The organism is Stenotrophomonas sp. STEN240 (genome assembly GCF_056756175.1).
This window is the reverse complement of sequence record NZ_JBRRBO010000022.1, coordinates 1-16,861: the sequence shown is the minus strand read 5'-3', so window position 1 is coordinate 16,861 and position 16,861 is coordinate 1. Positions and strand designations below refer to the sequence as shown.

9 protein-coding genes are annotated in these 16,861 nt (G+C 65.7%); 4 read left to right on the top strand and 5 right to left on the bottom strand.

Features of this window, described 5'->3' with window-relative positions; translation table 11 throughout:
• Nucleotides 1-29: 29 nt before the first annotated feature.
• Together ACVOKO_RS11360 and ACVOKO_RS11355 are read right to left on the bottom strand one after the other, a co-directional pair.
• Nucleotides 30-3,842 (bottom strand): translocation/assembly module TamB domain-containing protein, encoded by a 3,813-nt coding sequence (locus ACVOKO_RS11360; RefSeq protein WP_346499043.1) that lies wholly within the window; start codon nt 3,840-3,842, stop codon nt 30-32.
• A gap of 44 nt (nt 3,843-3,886) precedes the next feature.
• Complete coding sequence (locus ACVOKO_RS11355) at nt 3,887-5,686, bottom strand: autotransporter assembly complex protein TamA (protein WP_346499017.1); 1,800 nt, start codon at nt 5,684-5,686, stop codon at nt 3,887-3,889.
• Between the two features lie 549 nt (nt 5,687-6,235).
• On the opposite strand from ACVOKO_RS11355, the gene ACVOKO_RS11350 reads away from it, so the two are divergent.
• Nucleotides 6,236-9,010 (top strand): TonB-dependent receptor, encoded by a 2,775-nt coding sequence (locus ACVOKO_RS11350; protein ID WP_346499016.1) that lies wholly within the window; start codon nt 6,236-6,238, stop codon nt 9,008-9,010.
• A gap of 51 nt (nt 9,011-9,061) precedes the next feature.
• On the opposite strand, the gene ACVOKO_RS11345 is transcribed toward ACVOKO_RS11350, so the two are convergent.
• From ACVOKO_RS11345 to glyQ, 3 genes are read right to left on the bottom strand one after another with little or no spacing between them, the layout of a single operon-like run.
• A complete protein-coding gene (locus ACVOKO_RS11345; protein WP_346499015.1) occupies nt 9,062-10,624 on the bottom strand; it encodes a tetratricopeptide repeat-containing sulfotransferase family protein in 1,563 nt (520 codons plus the stop codon).
• A 3-nt stretch (nt 10,625-10,627) separates the two neighbouring features.
• Nucleotides 10,628-12,700: a glycine--tRNA ligase subunit beta gene (gene glyS, locus ACVOKO_RS11340; RefSeq protein ID WP_346499014.1), complete on the bottom strand. Its 2,073-nt coding sequence runs from the start codon at nt 12,698-12,700 to the stop codon at nt 10,628-10,630.
• A complete protein-coding gene (gene glyQ, locus ACVOKO_RS11335; RefSeq protein WP_346499013.1) occupies nt 12,697-13,608 on the bottom strand; it encodes a glycine--tRNA ligase subunit alpha in 912 nt (303 codons plus the stop codon). Before glyQ ends, glyS begins: the two co-directional genes overlap by 4 nt.
• A 122-nt stretch (nt 13,609-13,730) precedes the next feature.
• Between glyQ and ACVOKO_RS11330 the strand changes: the two genes are divergently transcribed.
• The 3 genes from ACVOKO_RS11330 to ACVOKO_RS11320 are packed head-to-tail and all read left to right on the top strand — an operon-like array spanning nt 13,731 to nt 16,758.
• Nucleotides 13,731-15,503 carry a GspE/PulE family protein gene (locus tag ACVOKO_RS11330; protein WP_346499012.1) on the top strand — a complete coding sequence of 591 codons (1,773 nt, stop codon included), beginning with the start codon at nt 13,731-13,733 and terminating at the stop codon, nt 15,501-15,503.
• Nucleotides 15,500-16,225 (top strand): glutamine amidotransferase, encoded by a 726-nt coding sequence (locus ACVOKO_RS11325; protein WP_346499011.1) that lies wholly within the window; start codon nt 15,500-15,502, stop codon nt 16,223-16,225. Before ACVOKO_RS11330 ends, ACVOKO_RS11325 begins: the two co-directional genes overlap by 4 nt.
• A 26-nt stretch (nt 16,226-16,251) precedes the next feature.
• Entirely contained in the window at nt 16,252-16,758 is a 507-nt protein-coding gene (locus ACVOKO_RS11320; RefSeq protein WP_346499010.1) for a 2'-5' RNA ligase family protein, read from the top strand.
• Nucleotides 16,759-16,861: the final 103 nt, after the last annotated feature.

The following is a 16,861-nucleotide window of genomic DNA, read 5'->3' as shown; positions in this document are numbered from 1 at the left end:
CAACAGCCACAGCGCGGCTGTGCCGCGCCTCAACGCTCCTTGCGCCAGTTCACCGAGCCGCGGTTTTCAACCGTGGACGATTCCACTTCGATGTCGAAGCCGCGACGCAGCAGGTATTTCAGGGTCAGCACCGAGCCACTGCCGACCAGCGAAACGCCGTAGCCGATGTAGAGCTTGGGCGTGATGTACTTGCCCACGCCGATCACTGAGCCGCCCAGGGCGCGTGACTGGCTGACGCCTGCATCATCCAGGCCAAGCTTGGCGCCCACCTGCGCGGCCAACAGGCCGCTGCCGGCCGACAGCGCCGCCGAGGCCGCGTTGACCTGCTGTGCCTGGTCGCTGCTGGCCATGCTCAGGCTGCGCCCCAGCACCAGATAGGCCAGCGATTCGGACTGCGACATCGCCGGGTTCGACCACACGTCCACCTTCGGCTGCTGTGCGCGGCCGGTGACGGTGATACCAGCGGTGACATCACCAATCGCACGTTCGGCCTTGATGTTGATGCGCGGGTCGGAGACCACACCGTAGTTCCACAACAGCTGGCCGTCGGTGATGGTCAGGTCCTGGCCGTAAGCCTTGTAGCGGCCGCTGACTTCCAGGCCGCCGTTGGCGGTCATTTCGCGGCCCGGCCGTGCACGCACCTGCATCCGCCCGGTCAGCGCGCCCTTCAGGCCGAAGCCGCTCATCTTGACCTTGTCACCGAGGCTGACGGTCAGGTCCATGTCCAGCGGCGAGGACGGGCCCTCTTCCGGATCCACCGGATCCAGCACGACGATGTCTTCCGAGGACGAGGTGCCGCGATCCAGGCGCTCAAGGTCCAGGTGGGCCTCAGGCACATGCACGCTGCCACGCAGCTCCATCGCGGTGCCGGCCAGGGTGAAGTTCAGGTCCGGGTTGGCAACCACGCGCAGTTCGCTGGTGTTGGCCAGCAGCACCTTGTCGCCGTGGATATGCAGCTGCAGCGGTTGCGCGTCGCCAAACCAGGACAGCCCACCGTCCACCTGCAATGCGCCTTCGCCACCGGTCTTGGTCGAGGCGCTGATGCGCGCCGACCCGTCAGGCTGGGCGACGAACATGCCCGTGCCTTCGCTCAGCGTCAGGCCCAGTGCGGGGAGCTCACCGGTGAAGTTGCTGAGCTTGGCCTCGCCACCCAAGGTCGGTTGCGAACGTGTGCCGCGCAGGCTGACGTGGCCTTCGATCAGGCCTTGCGGCCGCACTAGGTCGGGCGAGAACAACTCCAGCCAGTACAGCCGTGCGATGTTCATGTACAACTCGCCGGTCAGCGCCGCATTGGGCTCCCAACCGGTCTGCACTTTTGCGTCGATGAAGCCGTCGCCCTTGAAACCGACACCCAGGTAACCCTTGATGCTGTTGGGCAGCATGTCCACGTTCAACGAGAAATTGTCGTAACGCACCAGCTCGCCACGGGCGTTGTCGCCCAGGCGGATGCCGCCTTCTGCCGAAGCCACCTTGAAGGCGCCTTCCCAAGCATTGCCGCGCGGGCGGATGTTGCCGTCCAGGGTGAGCTCGCCACGCAGGTACATGCGGCGGCCTTCGTTGGGCGGCAGCCAAGGCTGCACCAGCGCAAGCGGCAAGGCGTCGCCCCGCAGCTGCAGGCCTTCGCGCGGCCAGTTGGCGGCAACGCACAGGGCACCGCCGGTGTCCGCGCCCAGGCAGGCATTGGCCAGGGTGAAGTTGCTGCCCTGCACATTGAAGGCGGCCGGCTGCCGCAGCTGCCATGGCGCGCCCTTGACCGGGGCGATGCGCAGCGACGCCAGCTCGCCGCGCCAGGCCTGGCCCTGCTGCCGCACGCTGCCGCTGAGCGCTACCGCACCGAGCTCGTTGCGGGTATCGGCATCGAGCTGCAGGTTCTGCACGCTGCCACGTGCATTGATGTTGACCTGGTCCAGCAGCATGCCGACTTCGACCGCGCTGCCATGAATCTGCAGTGCGCCGCTGTCACCGCGCCACGGCAGGCGGCCGGTGATGCTGATCTGCTGCGCTTTCCAGTCGTCCCATTGCAGGCCGTTGCCACGCAGATCGGCGCTGATGTCGGGCTGGCTGGGGGTGCCGCGCAGCTGCAGCGTACCGGCCAGGCTGCCGCTGCCACCGGGCAGCAGATCGGACAGATGCAGCGGCTGCAGCCGTGCGTCCACATCCAGGCGATCACCGACCTTGCCTTTGGCCTCGATCTGGCTGTCGCCCATCACCAGCCGCACATTGCCTTCGCCCTGGGTGCCCTGCAGCGCGAGCTTTGCGCGTGCATCGACACGGCGGCCGCGCAGCATGCCGTTGATCTGCGGTACGTCCAACGTGGCTTCAAAGCGCATGTCGGTGCTGCCAGCCACTGCCGGCAACTGCTTGCCCTTGGAAGCGAGCGTGCCGGACAGATTGCCCTCCCAACCGGGGACGAAATAGCCCGGGTCGAACTTGGCCAGGCTCGCTTCCACATCCCAGGCCAAGCTCGGCGCCCATGCTGCCGAGCCCTTCAATTCCAGCGCCCCGCCGGGGGTGGTCGCCTTGAGCCGTTCGATATGGGCCTGCTGGTCGTTGCCACGCACGTCGAAATCCAGGTTGGCGTCCTGTGCTTCACGCGCGACATCGGCCTTGCCGACCGCGGCCCAGTTCTTGAGGTTGCCGGCCACGCCGAGCCGCGCTTCCTTCAGGTGCAGCGGCACCGGCGTGCTGTCCGGCGAGCTCGGGTCCGGCTCCGGGATGTAGGTCAGCTGGTTGGCCACCACCGCAAAGCGGAAGCCGGGATTCTGCGCATCGGTGAAATCAGCGGTGCCCTGCAGGCGCACGCTGCCACCGAAGGCTTCGGCAACCAAAGGTGAAACGGTCAGCACCTGGTTTTCGATGGCGACATTGGACGGCGCCAGCACCAGTTCGTTCTCGCCCTGGCGTACCCGGCCCTGCAGCTTGGCCTGGCCTCCGCGCCCACGCGCGGTGAAATCCAGCGCCAGCGGTGCCGGGGCTTCGGCCAGGAACTGCGCCGGTACCACCTGGCCGATGTCCAGCTGCTCGCTGCGCGCGGCCACATTCCAGACCGGATCGGTGCGGCCGTCCAGGATCAGGCTGACGTGCAGCGGCTTGGGTGCATAACCTGCAATGGCTACTTCCATATGCGCCAGGTCACCGCGAGCGACCAGGCCCAGGCGCGCCGCAGGCTGGCCCGGACGCGGCGGCATCAGCGCGCGCACGGTGAGGTCGGTGGCGTAGTCCTCGCGCGGCAGATAATGGCCGTCGATGCGGAAATCGCCCAGGTTGCTGTTGACCTTGAGCTGGCTGGCGCTGAACTCGCCATCGGCCGCTTCCAGCCCGCCACGGATGCGGGTGATGTCGATGATCGGCTGCTGCAGCTGGGTGATGCGCAGGCCATCGATCACGATGGTGTCGGCCTGCAGGGCCAGCGGCAGCTCGATGGCCGGCAGCACATCCGGCCAGCGCGGCAGCTCGAACGGCTTGTCTTCGGAGGGGCCCAGTTCCAGCGTGGCATCGCTGATGCGCAAAGCATCCAGGCGCAGCTTGCGGCCCAGCAACGGGCGGATGTCCGGATCCAGGTAGGCCTGTGCGGCGGTGAAATGCAGATCGTTGTAGCGGAAATCCAGGTCATGCAGGATCAGTGGCCCGGCCAGCGGGCCTTCGGCCTTGCTCCAGGTCAGCGAGGAACCGGCCGGCAGCCGTGCCACCACCTGCGCCAGCAATACCTCGCGCCCGGCCACCGTCTGCAGCAGCCAATACAGGGCAAACAGGCCCAGCAACACCAGCACGGTGATGGTGACGCCGCTGCGGATCGCCAGCGTGCGCAGGCGCGCCTTGCGCTTGGCCCGCAGCTCGGCGATGCGCGCCTCGCGTTCTTCCGGGCTCACGTCGTCGGGACGGCGGCTCACAGGTCAGCTCCGATGTTGAGGTAGAGCTGGAACTGCGAATCGGGGTTGTTCAAGCCGTGTGCGATATCGATGCGGACCGGGCCCACCGGCGATTTCCAGCGCACGCCGAAACCCACGCCGGTATGCAGATCAATGGTGTTGTCGAACGCGCTGCCGGTATCGACGAACACCGCGCCGCCCCACGGGCCACCGCCGAAGTAATGCTCGTACTCGGCCGAACCGATCACCAGATTCTTGGCACCGAGTGCGTACTTGTCCGGTGCCGGCGTGCGTGGCCCGACTTCGCGGTAGGCATAACCACGGATGGAACGGTCACCACCGGCGAAATAGCGCAGGCTGGGCGGCATCGACACCAGATCGCTGGTCCAGGTGGTACCGGCCTGCCCGCGCAGGATCAGGCGGTCCGTCTCGCCCAACGGGATGTACCAGCGCACGGTGGCGTCGGCCTGGATGAAGCTGGTATCCGAACCGGCTCCTTCAATGCCACCGCGCAGGGTGGCGTTGCCGCTCATGCCACGGCGCGGGAAGCTCTTGTCATCGACATCGACATAGTCGGCGGTGAGCTGCGGGTAGACCAGCGTTGAATAGTTGTAGACCGCTGCATTGAACGCATCGCCGGAGCTGTAGCGCCAGCGTTCGCGCAGGGCGTTCATCGACACGATGGCGGTCCAGTACTCGTTGATCTCGCCGCTGCGGCTGGCGATCAGCTTGATGTTGCGCAGGTCGATGTAGTCGGTCTGTTCGTCATAGGCGCTGACCGCATAGGTGTACCAACCATCCAGCCAACGGAAGCCCGGCACCCGGTAGCTGGTGATGAAGCTCTTGCGCTTCTGCGCGTAATCCAGCTGGGTGGTGAGCTTGTGCCCGCGGCGGTTGACGTAGCGACGCTCGACGCCGCCGCGCACACCCGGGCCGCTCTCGCTGCCGTAGCTCAGACCGGCGGTGTAGATGGTGCGCTTGGCGCGGGTCAGCTTGACGTTGACCGGCACCTCGCCGTTGTCATCGGCCTGTTCCGGATGCGGCTGGATGTCGATGACGCTGAAGTAATCGAGCTTGGTCAACGACTCGCGCAGGCGGTCGAGCTTGCCTTCATGCCAGTAGCTGCCCTGCTCCCAATACACCAGCGGCTCGAACAGGTCCGGGCGGAAGTAATCCTGCTCAAAGGAAATCGGGCCCATGTTGTAGCGGCGGCCGCTGTCCCAGGTGAGGAAGATGTCGGCGGCATTCTCGGCGCGCGTCACTTCCACTTTGCGCTGGGTGAAATCGGCATCGAAGTAACCACGCTCGGCCAGCCGGCGGGTGATCTTGATCTTGCTGGCTTCGTAGTTGACCGAATCGAAGACCTCGCCGGTCTTGGGCTGGAAGGCCTCGATGTCTTCCTGCAGATATTTGTCGCGCGAGGCCGGGCCAGTGATGAACAGCTCCTCGGTGCGGACCTTGATCTGCTCACCCTTGTCGACCTGGATCAGCACCTGCAGGGTATCGCCGGTACGCGGCGCTTCAACGGTGATTTTGGGGTTGTAGAAACCGAACGGCTCCAACGCGGTCCGCGTTTGCCGCTCGGCCTGCGACAGCAGATATTCCAGCCGGGACTCGCCCTGCACCTTGCCGATAGCGTCATAGACCGACAGTGAAACCTCGATGTTTTCGATGATTTCAGCGTCGTCACCCTTGTCCAGACCCTTGATCTGGACTTTTTCAATGGTGCCGCGGGCATGCGCGAGCGGAGCTGCCGCCAGCAATGCCAGAAACAGAAGGAGCGGGGTGATTCGAGATAGCTGCATGCGCGTCAGCATACCGGTCTGAACATGACCCGCAAAATCACACGGCCCTCATTCCACCACCAATGTAGTGCCAAGCCACGCTCAGCAAGAAGCTCCCCCAGTAGTGCCGAGCCATGCTCGGCAGGAAGCCCCCCAGCAACGCCCATGTAGTGCCGAGCCATGCTCGGCAAGAAGCTCCCCCAGCAACGCCCATGTAGTGCCGAGCCATGCTCGGCAAGAAGCCCCCCAGCAACGCCCAGTAGTGCCGAGCCCTGCTCGGCAGGAAGCTCTCCCGATAACGCCTCTGCCGAGCATGGCTCGGCACTACATGAGGGGCAGGCAACCAGGCGACACCTGACCCGTTTGCGCCGGGGGCCATCACGCAACCCCAAAAGCCGGCCCTCCCGCCGCGCTACCTGTCTGGACCGTCACGCCACGTTGACAGGTACAGTTAAATTATCGTAAACACCCAGCCGCTCCGGTTCCTAGAACACGTGGTGAAGATGTCCCGGGTTGGTGCGTTCCTGCAAGGAAGCGACCGGTTGACTGGGCCAGGCACTTTCCCAAGTCCAGGTACCCACGATGAAACGACAACTCCTGAGCACGGCTGTGTGCGCCGCCCTTGCTGCGTATACGCCCTTTGCGTTCGCCCAGACCCAGGACGATGCAAGCAAACGAAACGTTGAAACCCTCGACAAGATCACCGTCACCGGCTCGCTGATTCCGCAGGTGCAGGTCGAGACTGCCACCCCCGTCACCTCGATCACCGCCCAGGACATCCAGAAGCAGGGCTTCAAGGACGTCTACGAGGTGCTGCGCTCGCAGCCGCTGGCCACCGGTGCGGTGCAGGACAGCCAGTTCTCCGGCGGCTTCACCTCCTCGGCCAAACCGATCAGCCTGCTTGGCCTGGACCCCGGCTTCACCCTGGTGCTGATCGACGGCCGGCCGATGGCCGACTACCCCCTGCTCTACAACGGCCAGAGCAACTTCGTCGACCTGGCCAGCATCCCGACCTCCATGGTCGAGCGCATCGACATCGCCCCGGGCAACCAATCCTCGGTCTACGGTTCCAGCGCGATCGCCGGCGTGGTCAACATCATTCTCAAGAAGCGGCTGGACGGCACCGAGATGAGTTTCCGCATGGGCAGCTATGACGGCGGCGGCGGCAGCAACCAGCGCTTCCAGCTGACCAGCGGCCACAGCTGGGACAAGCTGGACCTGACCGCCGGCCTGCAGCTGAGCAACCAGGACCCGATCTACGGCTTCAACCGCAAGGACTTCGACTCCACCAACGACAGTCCCGACGCCGACGCCCGCTATGGCAGCCGCACCTTTGTGCACAACGCCAGCAATGGCGCCTATATCGATCCGGGTGCTGCGGCCTGCGCACCGCTGGCCGGCCTGTTTGGTGGCACCACCATCTATGACACCCGCCCGGGCCGCGGCAACTACTGCGGCAGCCGCTATGAGCCGGGGTACTCGACCATCCTCAACAAGGAACGCAGCGCGGCCGGCTATGCCAACCTGAACTACGCGCTCAACGACAGCACCGATATCTACGCCACCTTGCTGATGAACCGCACCAAGAACGAGAGCAACTCGGGCTCACGCTTCTGGCAGCCGTCGCTGGATACCAGCGGCTACATCTTCAACGGCCTCACCGGCGACCTGGAAAGCTACCAGCGCATCTTCTCGCCGGAGGAAACCGGCGATGTCGACTTCAACAACGAGCGCCAGACCGCCGATTCCTACAACATCGCCATCGGCATCAAGGGTGCGGTCGGGCAATCGAACTGGGATTACAACGCCTACTACGCCCGCTCCGAATACCAGATCGACAGCCGTCAGTGGTGGCCGTTGAAGGACAAGATGGAGGACTTCTTCCGCGAGCACTTCCTCGGCCCGCAGCTGGGCGAGTACTACGGCTACCCGATCTACGAGCCCAACGACGCCGGCTTCTACCAGGCGCTGACGCCCGAGCAGTACCGCAGCTTCCAGGGCGAGATCCGCACCAAATCCAAGACCTGGACGCAGAACGTCAACCTGCAGTTCACCAACACCTCGCTGTTCACCCTGCCTGCTGGCGATGTCGGCTTTGCCGGCGTGCTGCAGGCCGGCCAGCAGTCCTGGAGCAACCCCACCGACACCCGCGTGGTCAGCGACCAGTTCTGGGGCCTCAGCGGCACCCAGGGCAAGGGCAAGCGCGACAACTGGGCGGCGGCGGTGGAACTGCGCGTGCCGATCTTCAGCAAGCTCACCGCCAGCCTGTCCGGGCGTTACGATGACTACAAGAACGACGGTGGCGGCAGCGATTCACGCGCTACCTACAAGGCCGCGCTGGAATTCCGCCCGATTGACGCGCTGCTGTTCCGCGCCAACTACGCCACCGCGTTCAAGTCGCCGGACATGGCCTATGTGTTTGCCGGCGACAGCGGTTTCTATACCTTCGTGCCGGATTATTATCGTTGCGCCACCGAGCAACCGGGGGTGCCGATCAGCCAATGCACGCTCAACGACGAGCAGGTACGCGGCTCGCGCTCCGGCAATGGCGACCTGAAATCGATCACCGCCAAGTCCTGGGGCGGCGGCGTGGTCTGGTCACCCAACAGCAGCTTCACGGTCAGCGCCGATTATTACCGGATCAAGATCGACAACAAGGTCGCCGACCTCGACCTTGACCTGCTGCTGCGCAACGAATCGGCATGCCGGCAAGGCCAGCTTGATGCCAGCTCGCCCACCTGCGTGGATGCCCTGCAACGCATCGGCCGCGCCGGCCCCAACGCGCCGCAGCCCGACCAGATCAACACGGTGGCGGTGAACCCGATCAACGTCGCCAAGGAAGACGTCAGCGGCATCACCGCCAACCTGGACTATCGCTGGGCCACCGACAGCTGGGGCAGCTTCATGCTGGGCGCCCGCTACAACGTCACCCTCAATCATGAGAGCCAGCAGTACCCCGAGGACCCGGTGATCGACCTGCTGCGTGACCCGTACTATTCCTCCGAGTTCAAGAACATCTTCAGCGGCACGCTTGGCTGGCAGATGGGTGGTTGGACCACCACCTTGTATGGCATCCGCTACGGGCGCACGCCCAACTTCGCCGCGCAGGACACCACCGAGGGCTATGCCGCCGATGATGCCGGCAAGGTCAAGGCATGGACCACCTTCAACCTGACCGTGGACTATGCGGTGACCGATGATGTCTCACTGAGCGTCACCGCCAACAACCTCACCGGCGAGCGACCGCCGCGTGACCGCACCTACACCAGCTATCCGTACTACAACATCTTCAACTACAACGGCTATGGCCGCTCGTACATGCTGGAAATGAACTGGCGTTTCGGTCGCAGCCAGTAAATCGCATCAAGCAACGGCAGGGAGACAGGAGCGGCTACGGCCGCTCTTGTTTCATCCGCCCGCCTGCAGCCGTTCGCGCAGTGGCGCAAGCTGCTCGGCATAGCGACGCCACTCGTCGACGTTGCGCGCGTGCACCGGCTCGCGCACCTGCACGCTGCTCAAGGTTGCGGTCGCGGCGGCATTGCGGGTCAGGTCGCTGCCACCCTGCTCAGGCGCCAAGCCACAGCATTCCAGCACCTGCGCAAGCGCCGCATCGGGGTCGGCCACCATCGCTTCGTAATCAATCTCCAATACACGCCCGGGCAGATGCTGCTGCCAGGCCTGCATCAGCTGCGTATGCGCCGCGTGGTGCGCAGCCAGTGCGTCGAAGTCATAGCTGTAGCCATAGGAGTCACCGAACATGGCGCGGTAGTTGGAGAAACACACCGCCATCGGATCGCGCCTGACGTAGACGATCACCGCCTGCGGCAGCGCGCGCGCAATCGGGCCGGCCAGCAGGTAGTTGGGCGGCAGCTTGTCGATGAAGCGCCGTTGGCCGTTCAGGCGCCAACGCGTCTGCCGTAGATAACCCTTGCCTACCGCAGCGTAGTCCAGCGTTGGCAGCGCCTGCAGCAATGCCGGATCAAGCAGCGCGCGACCGGCCTGGTTGGCAGCCCAGCGCAGCTGTTGGGCGAAGTCACCCAGTTCGCCGGCAGAGGCAATCTGCGAATGATTGCCGAGCATGCGCTCAAGCACCGTGGTGCCCGAGCGCGGCATGCCGATGATGAAGATCGGCTGCGCGCCGTCATCTTCATCCATTGCACCGGCCGTGTGGAACGTGCCCGCTGCGGCCAGCCTTGCCATCGCCTCGTGCTGCGACCGGTCTGCCAGCCGATCATGGCGCAGGCGGCGCCACATCGAAGCATTGCCTTGCCGCAGCGCCTCCCAGGCCTGGGAGAAATCGCCCAGGTCCTCCAGCTCCTTGTACAGCGCGAACCACATCGCAGCTGCATCTTCGCTATCGGCTGCGACCACCTGCAGTTGCCTGCGCAGGCCATCAACGTGGTTGTCGTCTGCATGCCAGCGGCGCAGTCGTGCGCGCGTCAATGCGGCGCGGCCATGCGCGGGCTGCAGCTGCAGGCAGCGCGCCAGCGCCTGCTCGGCCGCGTCCAGTTCACCGTTGAACTGCAGCTGCACGCCGAGGAAATAATGGAAATCGGGATTGTCGAAGCCAAGTGCGGCGGCACGCTGCATCAGCCGCAGGGCATCGGCGTGCAGCCCCAAGGACTGCAGCACATGCGCCAATGCCGCCAGGGTTGGGCTGTCATTGCATTGCGTCACGCAGGCGTTGCGCATCAGGCGCGCCACGCTCTCGCTGTCGCCTACGCGCAACAGGGCCTGCGCCACGCGCAACAGCAATGCAGGGTCGCGGTAGTCGATGGCGGCGGCCTGCTGCAGCTGCTGCACGGCCTCACGCAGCCGGCCCTGCGCCAATACCGTGCCGGCCAGCATCACCCGCGCATAGGCATGCGCGGGTTGCTGCGCCAGCACCGCCAGCAGATGCCGGCGCGCCTCCGGCATGTCACGCCGGGCCAGCGCGGCCTGTGCGGACTGCCAGGAGGCGCCGGTGTCCATGCGTCAGTTGGACAGGTGCTCGATCGCCGCCACGCTGCCGAGGCGGTCGCCGAGGGTGCGCAGCAGCGCCAGGCGGTTGCCACGCAGTGCCGGGTCTTCAGCGTTGACCATCACCGCATCGAAGAACGCATCCACCTGCGGGCGCAGGCGGGCCAGGCGGCCGAGCACGGCCACGTAGTCCTTGTGCGCAAGTGCGGTGCCGGTGTCGTCGATGGCGGCGGCCACGGCTTCGGCCAGTTCGCTCTCGGCCGGTTCACGCAGCAGGGCCGGATCGATCATGCCCGGGATCTCACCATCGGCCTTGCGCAGGATGTTGCGGATGCGCTTGTTGGCTGCGGCCAGTGCCTCGGCTTCCGGCAGCTGGGCAAAGGTGCCGATGGCATCGATGCGGCGGTCGAAGTCGTACAGCGAGGCCGGCTTCAACTCGGCGACGGCGTTGAAGTGGGTGGCCGGCACGCCCTTGTCGGCGTAATAGCCCTTCAGGCGGTCGACGATGAAGTCATGCAACTCGCCGGCATCGGCCTGCACCTTGCGCTCGGCCAGGCCGGCGTTGGCCGTGGCCAGCAGCGCCGGCAAATCCAGATCAAAACCCGACTCGATGATGCTGCGGGCCAGACCCAGCGCATTGCGGCGCAGCGCGAACGGGTCCTTGTTGCCGGTCGGCTTCAAGCCTGCGGCAAAGCCGCCAGCCAGCGTGTCCAGACGCTCGGCGATGGCCAGCACCTTGCCCAACGGCGACAGCGCGATGTCATCGGCGGCGAAGCGCGGCTGGTAGCTCTCGTCGATGGCCAGCGCCACCGACGGCGATTCGCCACCGGCAACGGCGTAATGACGACCGGCAATGCCCTGCAGTTCCGGGAACTCGTTGACCATGCGCGACTGCAGGTCGTTCTTGGCCAGCTCGGCGGCACGCTTGGCCTGTACCGGGTCGGCACCGACCTGCGGCGCAATCACCTGCGCCAGCGCGCTGACGCGCTGCACCTTGTCGGCCACGCTGCCCAGCTTGGCCTGGTAAGTGACGGTTTTCAGGCCTTCGCCCATCGCCACCAGACCCTGCTTGAGGTCTTCGTCGAAGAAGAACTTGGCATCGGAGAAGCGCGGACGGATGACCCGCTCGTAGCCCTTGGAAACTTCGGCCACGTCCTTGGATTCGATGTTGGCGATGCCGATGAACTTCTCGGTCAGCTTGCCGCCGGCATCGAGCACCGGGAAGAACTTCTGGTTGATCTCCATCGTCTCGATCAGCGCTTCCTGCGGCACGGCCAGGAATTCGCGTTCGAAACTGCACAGCACCGCCGCCGGCCATTCGACCAGATTGACCACCTGCTCCAGGTTGTCGTCGGTGATGCGTGCCACGCCACCCGCCTGTGCGGCTGCGGCATTGACCTCGACCATGATGCGCTCGCGGCGTGCGTCGGCATCGACCAGTACATTGGCAGCCTTCAGCGATTCAACGTAGTCGTTCGGCGTGCTCAGCCACACCTGCTTGTCGGCCATGAAACGGTGGCCACGGCTGAAGCGGTCGGACGTCAGGCCCAGCAGCTCGGCCGGCACGATGTCGTTGCCGTGCAGCAGCACCAGCCAATGCACCGGGCGGGCGAAGGCGTATTCGTGGTTGCCCCAGCGCATCGGCTTGGGGATGGGCATGGCGGCGATGGCCTCGCGCAGGATGTCCGGCAGCAGGCTGGCGGTCTGCGCGCCCGGCGTTACCGAACGCAGCACGAAGCGCTCGCCCTTGGCGTCGGTGGTGCGTTCCAACGCGGTCCAATCGATGCCGGCTTTAGCCGCAAAACCCTGCAGCGCCTTGGTCGGCGCGCCATTGGCGTCCAGCGCGATGTTCAGATACGGGCCGAACACTTCCGAGTGCTGCTCGGGCTGTTCGGTTTCCACGCCCGGCAACAGCACGGCGAGGCGACGCGGGGTCGACAGCGGCTTGGCATCGCCACGTTCGAAGGCCACCCCACGCTTGGCCAGGCCATCGATCACGCCATCAAAGAAGGCCTGCGCCAGGCCCGGCAACGCCTTGACCGGCAGCTCTTCCACGCCCAGTTCAATCAGCAGCGGTTGCATGCTCATGCCTGCACCTCCTTGGCGGCGACCGCTTCGAGGCGCTTGGCCTCGTACAGCTTGGCCACCGCCTGCGACAAGGTGCGCACGCGCAGGATGTAACGCTGGCGCTCGGTCACCGAGATGGCGCGGCGCGCGTCGAGCAGGTTGAACGAATGCGAGGCCTTGCAGACCTGTTCATAGGCCGGGAGCGGCAGGCCGGCTTCCACCAGCTTCTGCGCTTCCTTCTCGCAGGCGTCGAAGCGATGGAACATTTCTTCCACGTCGGCGTACTCGAAGTTGTAGGTGCTCTGCTCCACCTCGTTCTGCAGGTAGACATCGCCGTAGGTGACCGGGGTGCCGTCCGGGCCGTAGGTCCAGATCAGGTCGTAGACGTTGTCGCAGTTCTGCAGGTACATGCAGAGCCGCTCCAGGCCATAGGTGATTTCGCCCAGCACGGGCCGGCATTCCAGGCCACCGGCCTGCTGGAAATAGGTGAACTGGGTGACTTCCATACCATTGAGCCAGATTTCCCAGCCCAGGCCCCAGGCACCCAGGGTCGGCGATTCCCAGTTGTCCTCGACGAAGCGCAGGTCGTGCACCAGCGGGTCGATGCCCAGCGCCTTGAGCGAGTCCAGGTAGAGCTGCTGGATGTTGTCCGGGCTCGGCTTCATCGCCACCTGGTACTGGTAGTAGCGCTGCAGACGGTTGGGGTTTTCGCCGTAGCGGCCATCGGTGGGACGGCGCGAAGGCTGCACGTAGGCGGCATTCCAGCTTTCCGGGCCAATCGAGCGCAGGAAAGTGGCCGGGTGGAAGGTACCGGCACCCACTTCCAGGTCCAGCGGCTGGATCAAGACACAGCCCTGTTTCGCCCAGAAATCGTTGAGGGTCTGGATCAGTCCCTGGAAAGTTATCGAAACGGGGGGAGTCGCGGACATGCTGCCTGAGCCGTACGTAAGGGGTGCGTTAGTATAGCGACCGACCGCGCGATGGCCGCGCCAGCAAGGGGTTTGGGGTGGAAAACGCGGCCGTAGAGGGCTCTCAGGCACCATCACCGCAGGTGGCTATCGCCCCGGGAAGACTGCAGTTTTCCAATATCGCCGGTGCTTTGCTGGCCGACGGGCTGGTCGCCGCGCATGACCAGGAGCGGATCCGTTTTTCCGCCCAGGGTGCGCGCAATGCCAGCGAGGTGCACCCGCTGGTGCTGCTGGCCAACCTGAAACTGGCCGCCACCCAGGGCACCGGCGAGCTCAGCCTGGAGCGCCTGACCGAGTGGCTGGCCAACCGTACCCACAGCCGCTACCTGCGCATCGACCCAACCCGCGTCGACGTGGCCGGCGCCACCGCGGTGGTCTCGCACGCCTATGCGCGCCGCCACCGCATCCTGCCGCTGGCGGTGGACAGCGAGCGCGTGCTGGTGGCCACCAGCGAGCCGATGGCGCGCGACTGGGTGCCCGATCTGCAGCACCTGAGCCGGCGCCGCATCGACATGGTGTTGGTCAACCCGCTGGACCTGCACCGCTACTCGATGGAGTTCTTTGGCGTCACCCGCTCGGTGCGCGGCGCCCGCAGCGATGCCCGCGACGGCAGCAACGGCAGCGGCCTGCCCAGCTTCGAGCAGCTGGTGGAACTGGGCCGCGCCGGCGACGTCAATGCCGACGACCACCATGTGGTCAGCATCGTCGACTGGCTGCTGCAATATGCCTACGAACAGCGCGCCAGCGACATCCATCTGGAGCCGCGCCGCGACATGGGGCGGGTGCGTTTCCGCATCGATGGCGTGCTGCACAAGGTATTCGAGCTGCCGCCGTCGGTGATGACCGCCGTGGTCAGCCGCATCAAGGTGCTGGGGCGCATGGACCTGGCCGAGCGCCGGCGCCCGCAGGATGGCCGCATCAAGACCCGCTCGCCGGGCGGGCGCGAGGTGGAAATGCGCCTGTCGACCATGCCCACCGCCTTTGGCGAGAAGTGCGTGATGCGTATCTTCGACCCCGACTCGGCGTTCAAAAGCATCGAGCAGCTCGGCTTCAGCCCGGAAGAAGCCGCAGGCTGGAACGAACTTGTCGCCCGCCCGCACGGCATCGTGCTGGTCACCGGCCCCACCGGTTCGGGCAAGACCACCACCCTGTATTCCACGCTCAAGCGGCTGGCCACGCCGGACGTGAACGTGTGCACGGTGGAAGACCCGATTGAAATGATCGCGCCCGAATTCAACCAGATGCAGGTGCAGACCAATATCGACCTGGATTTCGCCGCCGGCGTGCGCACCCTGCTGCGACAGGACCCGGACATCATCATGATCGGCGAAATCCGCGACCTGGAGACCGCGCAGATGGCGGTGCAGGCCTCGCTGACCGGCCATCTGGTGCTGTCCACCCTGCACACCAACGACGCGCCCTCGGCGATCACCCGCCTGCTCGACCTGGGCGTACCGCATTACCTGATCGCCTCCACCGTCAACGGCGTGCTGGCGCAGCGGCTGGTGCGTACCCTTTGCCCGCACTGCAAAGTGCCAGACACCTTGAGCGATGCCGATTGGGCGCCGTTGCGTCATGCCCATGACGCATTACCAGATGTGGTCACGGCATATGCACCGGTCGGTTGCCTGGAGTGCCGGCGCACCGGTTACATGGGCCGGATTGGCCTGTATGAGTTGCTACCACTGGGTTCGCGGCTGCGCGCACTGATCACCCGCGACATGGATCTGGCCGGATTCAGCAAAGCCGCCGCCGCCGGAGGCCTGCGTACCCTGCGCCGCACGGGTCTTGAAAAGGTAGCCGCAGGGCTGACTACAATCGAGGAAGTCCTGTCTGTCCTGCCGCCCTCGGAATGAAGCCCCAGCCGTTCTTGATCGTTGAAACCGGGCAACCATTCCCGACCCTGCGCCGCTATGGCCGCTTTCCGCACTGGATCCGCGTCGCCGCCGGCCTGGAACAAGCCGACACCGTGGTGGTCAACGTCGAGCGCGGCGAGAAGCTGCCCGACCGCGGCGACTTCTCCGCCACGATAGTCACTGGCTCGGCGGCCTTCGTCACCGACCGTGCCGACTGGAGCGAACGCAGCGCCGACTGGCTGCGCGACGCCGCCCATGCCGGCATGCCGCTGCTGGGCATCTGCTACGGCCATCAGCTGCTGGCGCACGCGCTGGGCGGGCAGGTGGATTACAACCCGGCCGGGCGCGAGTCCGGCACAATCCGCCTGGAACTGGAAGCCCCGGCCGCAGCCGACCCGCTGTTCGCCGGCCTGCCGGCCAGCTTCCCGGCCCACGCCACCCACCTGCAGACGGTACTGCGTGCGCCCGAAGGCGCCACCGTGCTGGCCCGCTCGGTGCAGGACAACTGCCACGCCTTCCGCTGGGGCGAGCAGGCCTGGGGCCTGCAGTTCCACCCCGAATTCGCCACCCACCACATGCGTGGCTACGTCCGCGCCCGCGCCGACTGCATCGCCCGCCACGGCGGCTGCGCCCGAAGCGTCGCCCGCGAAGTGACCGCCGCACCGCTGGCCCGCCAGCTGCTGCGCCGCTTCGTGCGGCATGTGCGGCGCGAAGCGCACTGAGGCAGATGTTCAGGCACCCGACCTATGTGGTGCTGGAGCTGCCTGATCCTGTCGCCGCCGCGGTGCTGGCGATACGCCGTCGATACGATCCGCGCCTGGCCGGGTTTCCGGCTGAAATCACCGTAGCCGGATCCTCTGGCGTGGGTCCGTTGCTGGCGGGGCAGGCGTTGGAACCGGTGCTCGAGTGCATGCAAGGCATCGTCGATGCCTGCCTGCCGATTCGTATGCGGTTTGCAGGCTTACGCCGCTTTGCCAGCGGCCCGGTGACCTGGCTGGCGCCGGCTGATCCGGCCCCCCTGGTGGCCCTGCACCAGCGGCTGGCTGGCAGCGGTCTTGCGTTTGCACCCCACCGTTTCGAATTTACCCCGCATTGCAGTGTCTGCAGCATCGCACTGGACCCGCCTCTGCAACAGCAACTGTTGACCGAGCCGGTACCGGTCGAAGCGTTCGAGCTGAGCCGGCTGGCACTGTATGCGGTGGTGGACGGCCGCACGCAGTTGCTGCATCGGGCCGAGCGCCGTCAGACGCATTGAACCCGGCAAGGGCGGCGGTCATGCAGTGCCGAGCCATGCTCGGCAAGGGGCGTTCCCCGGTAGAGCCCCTGCCGAGCATCTGTCTCGTCTACACAAAGGACCC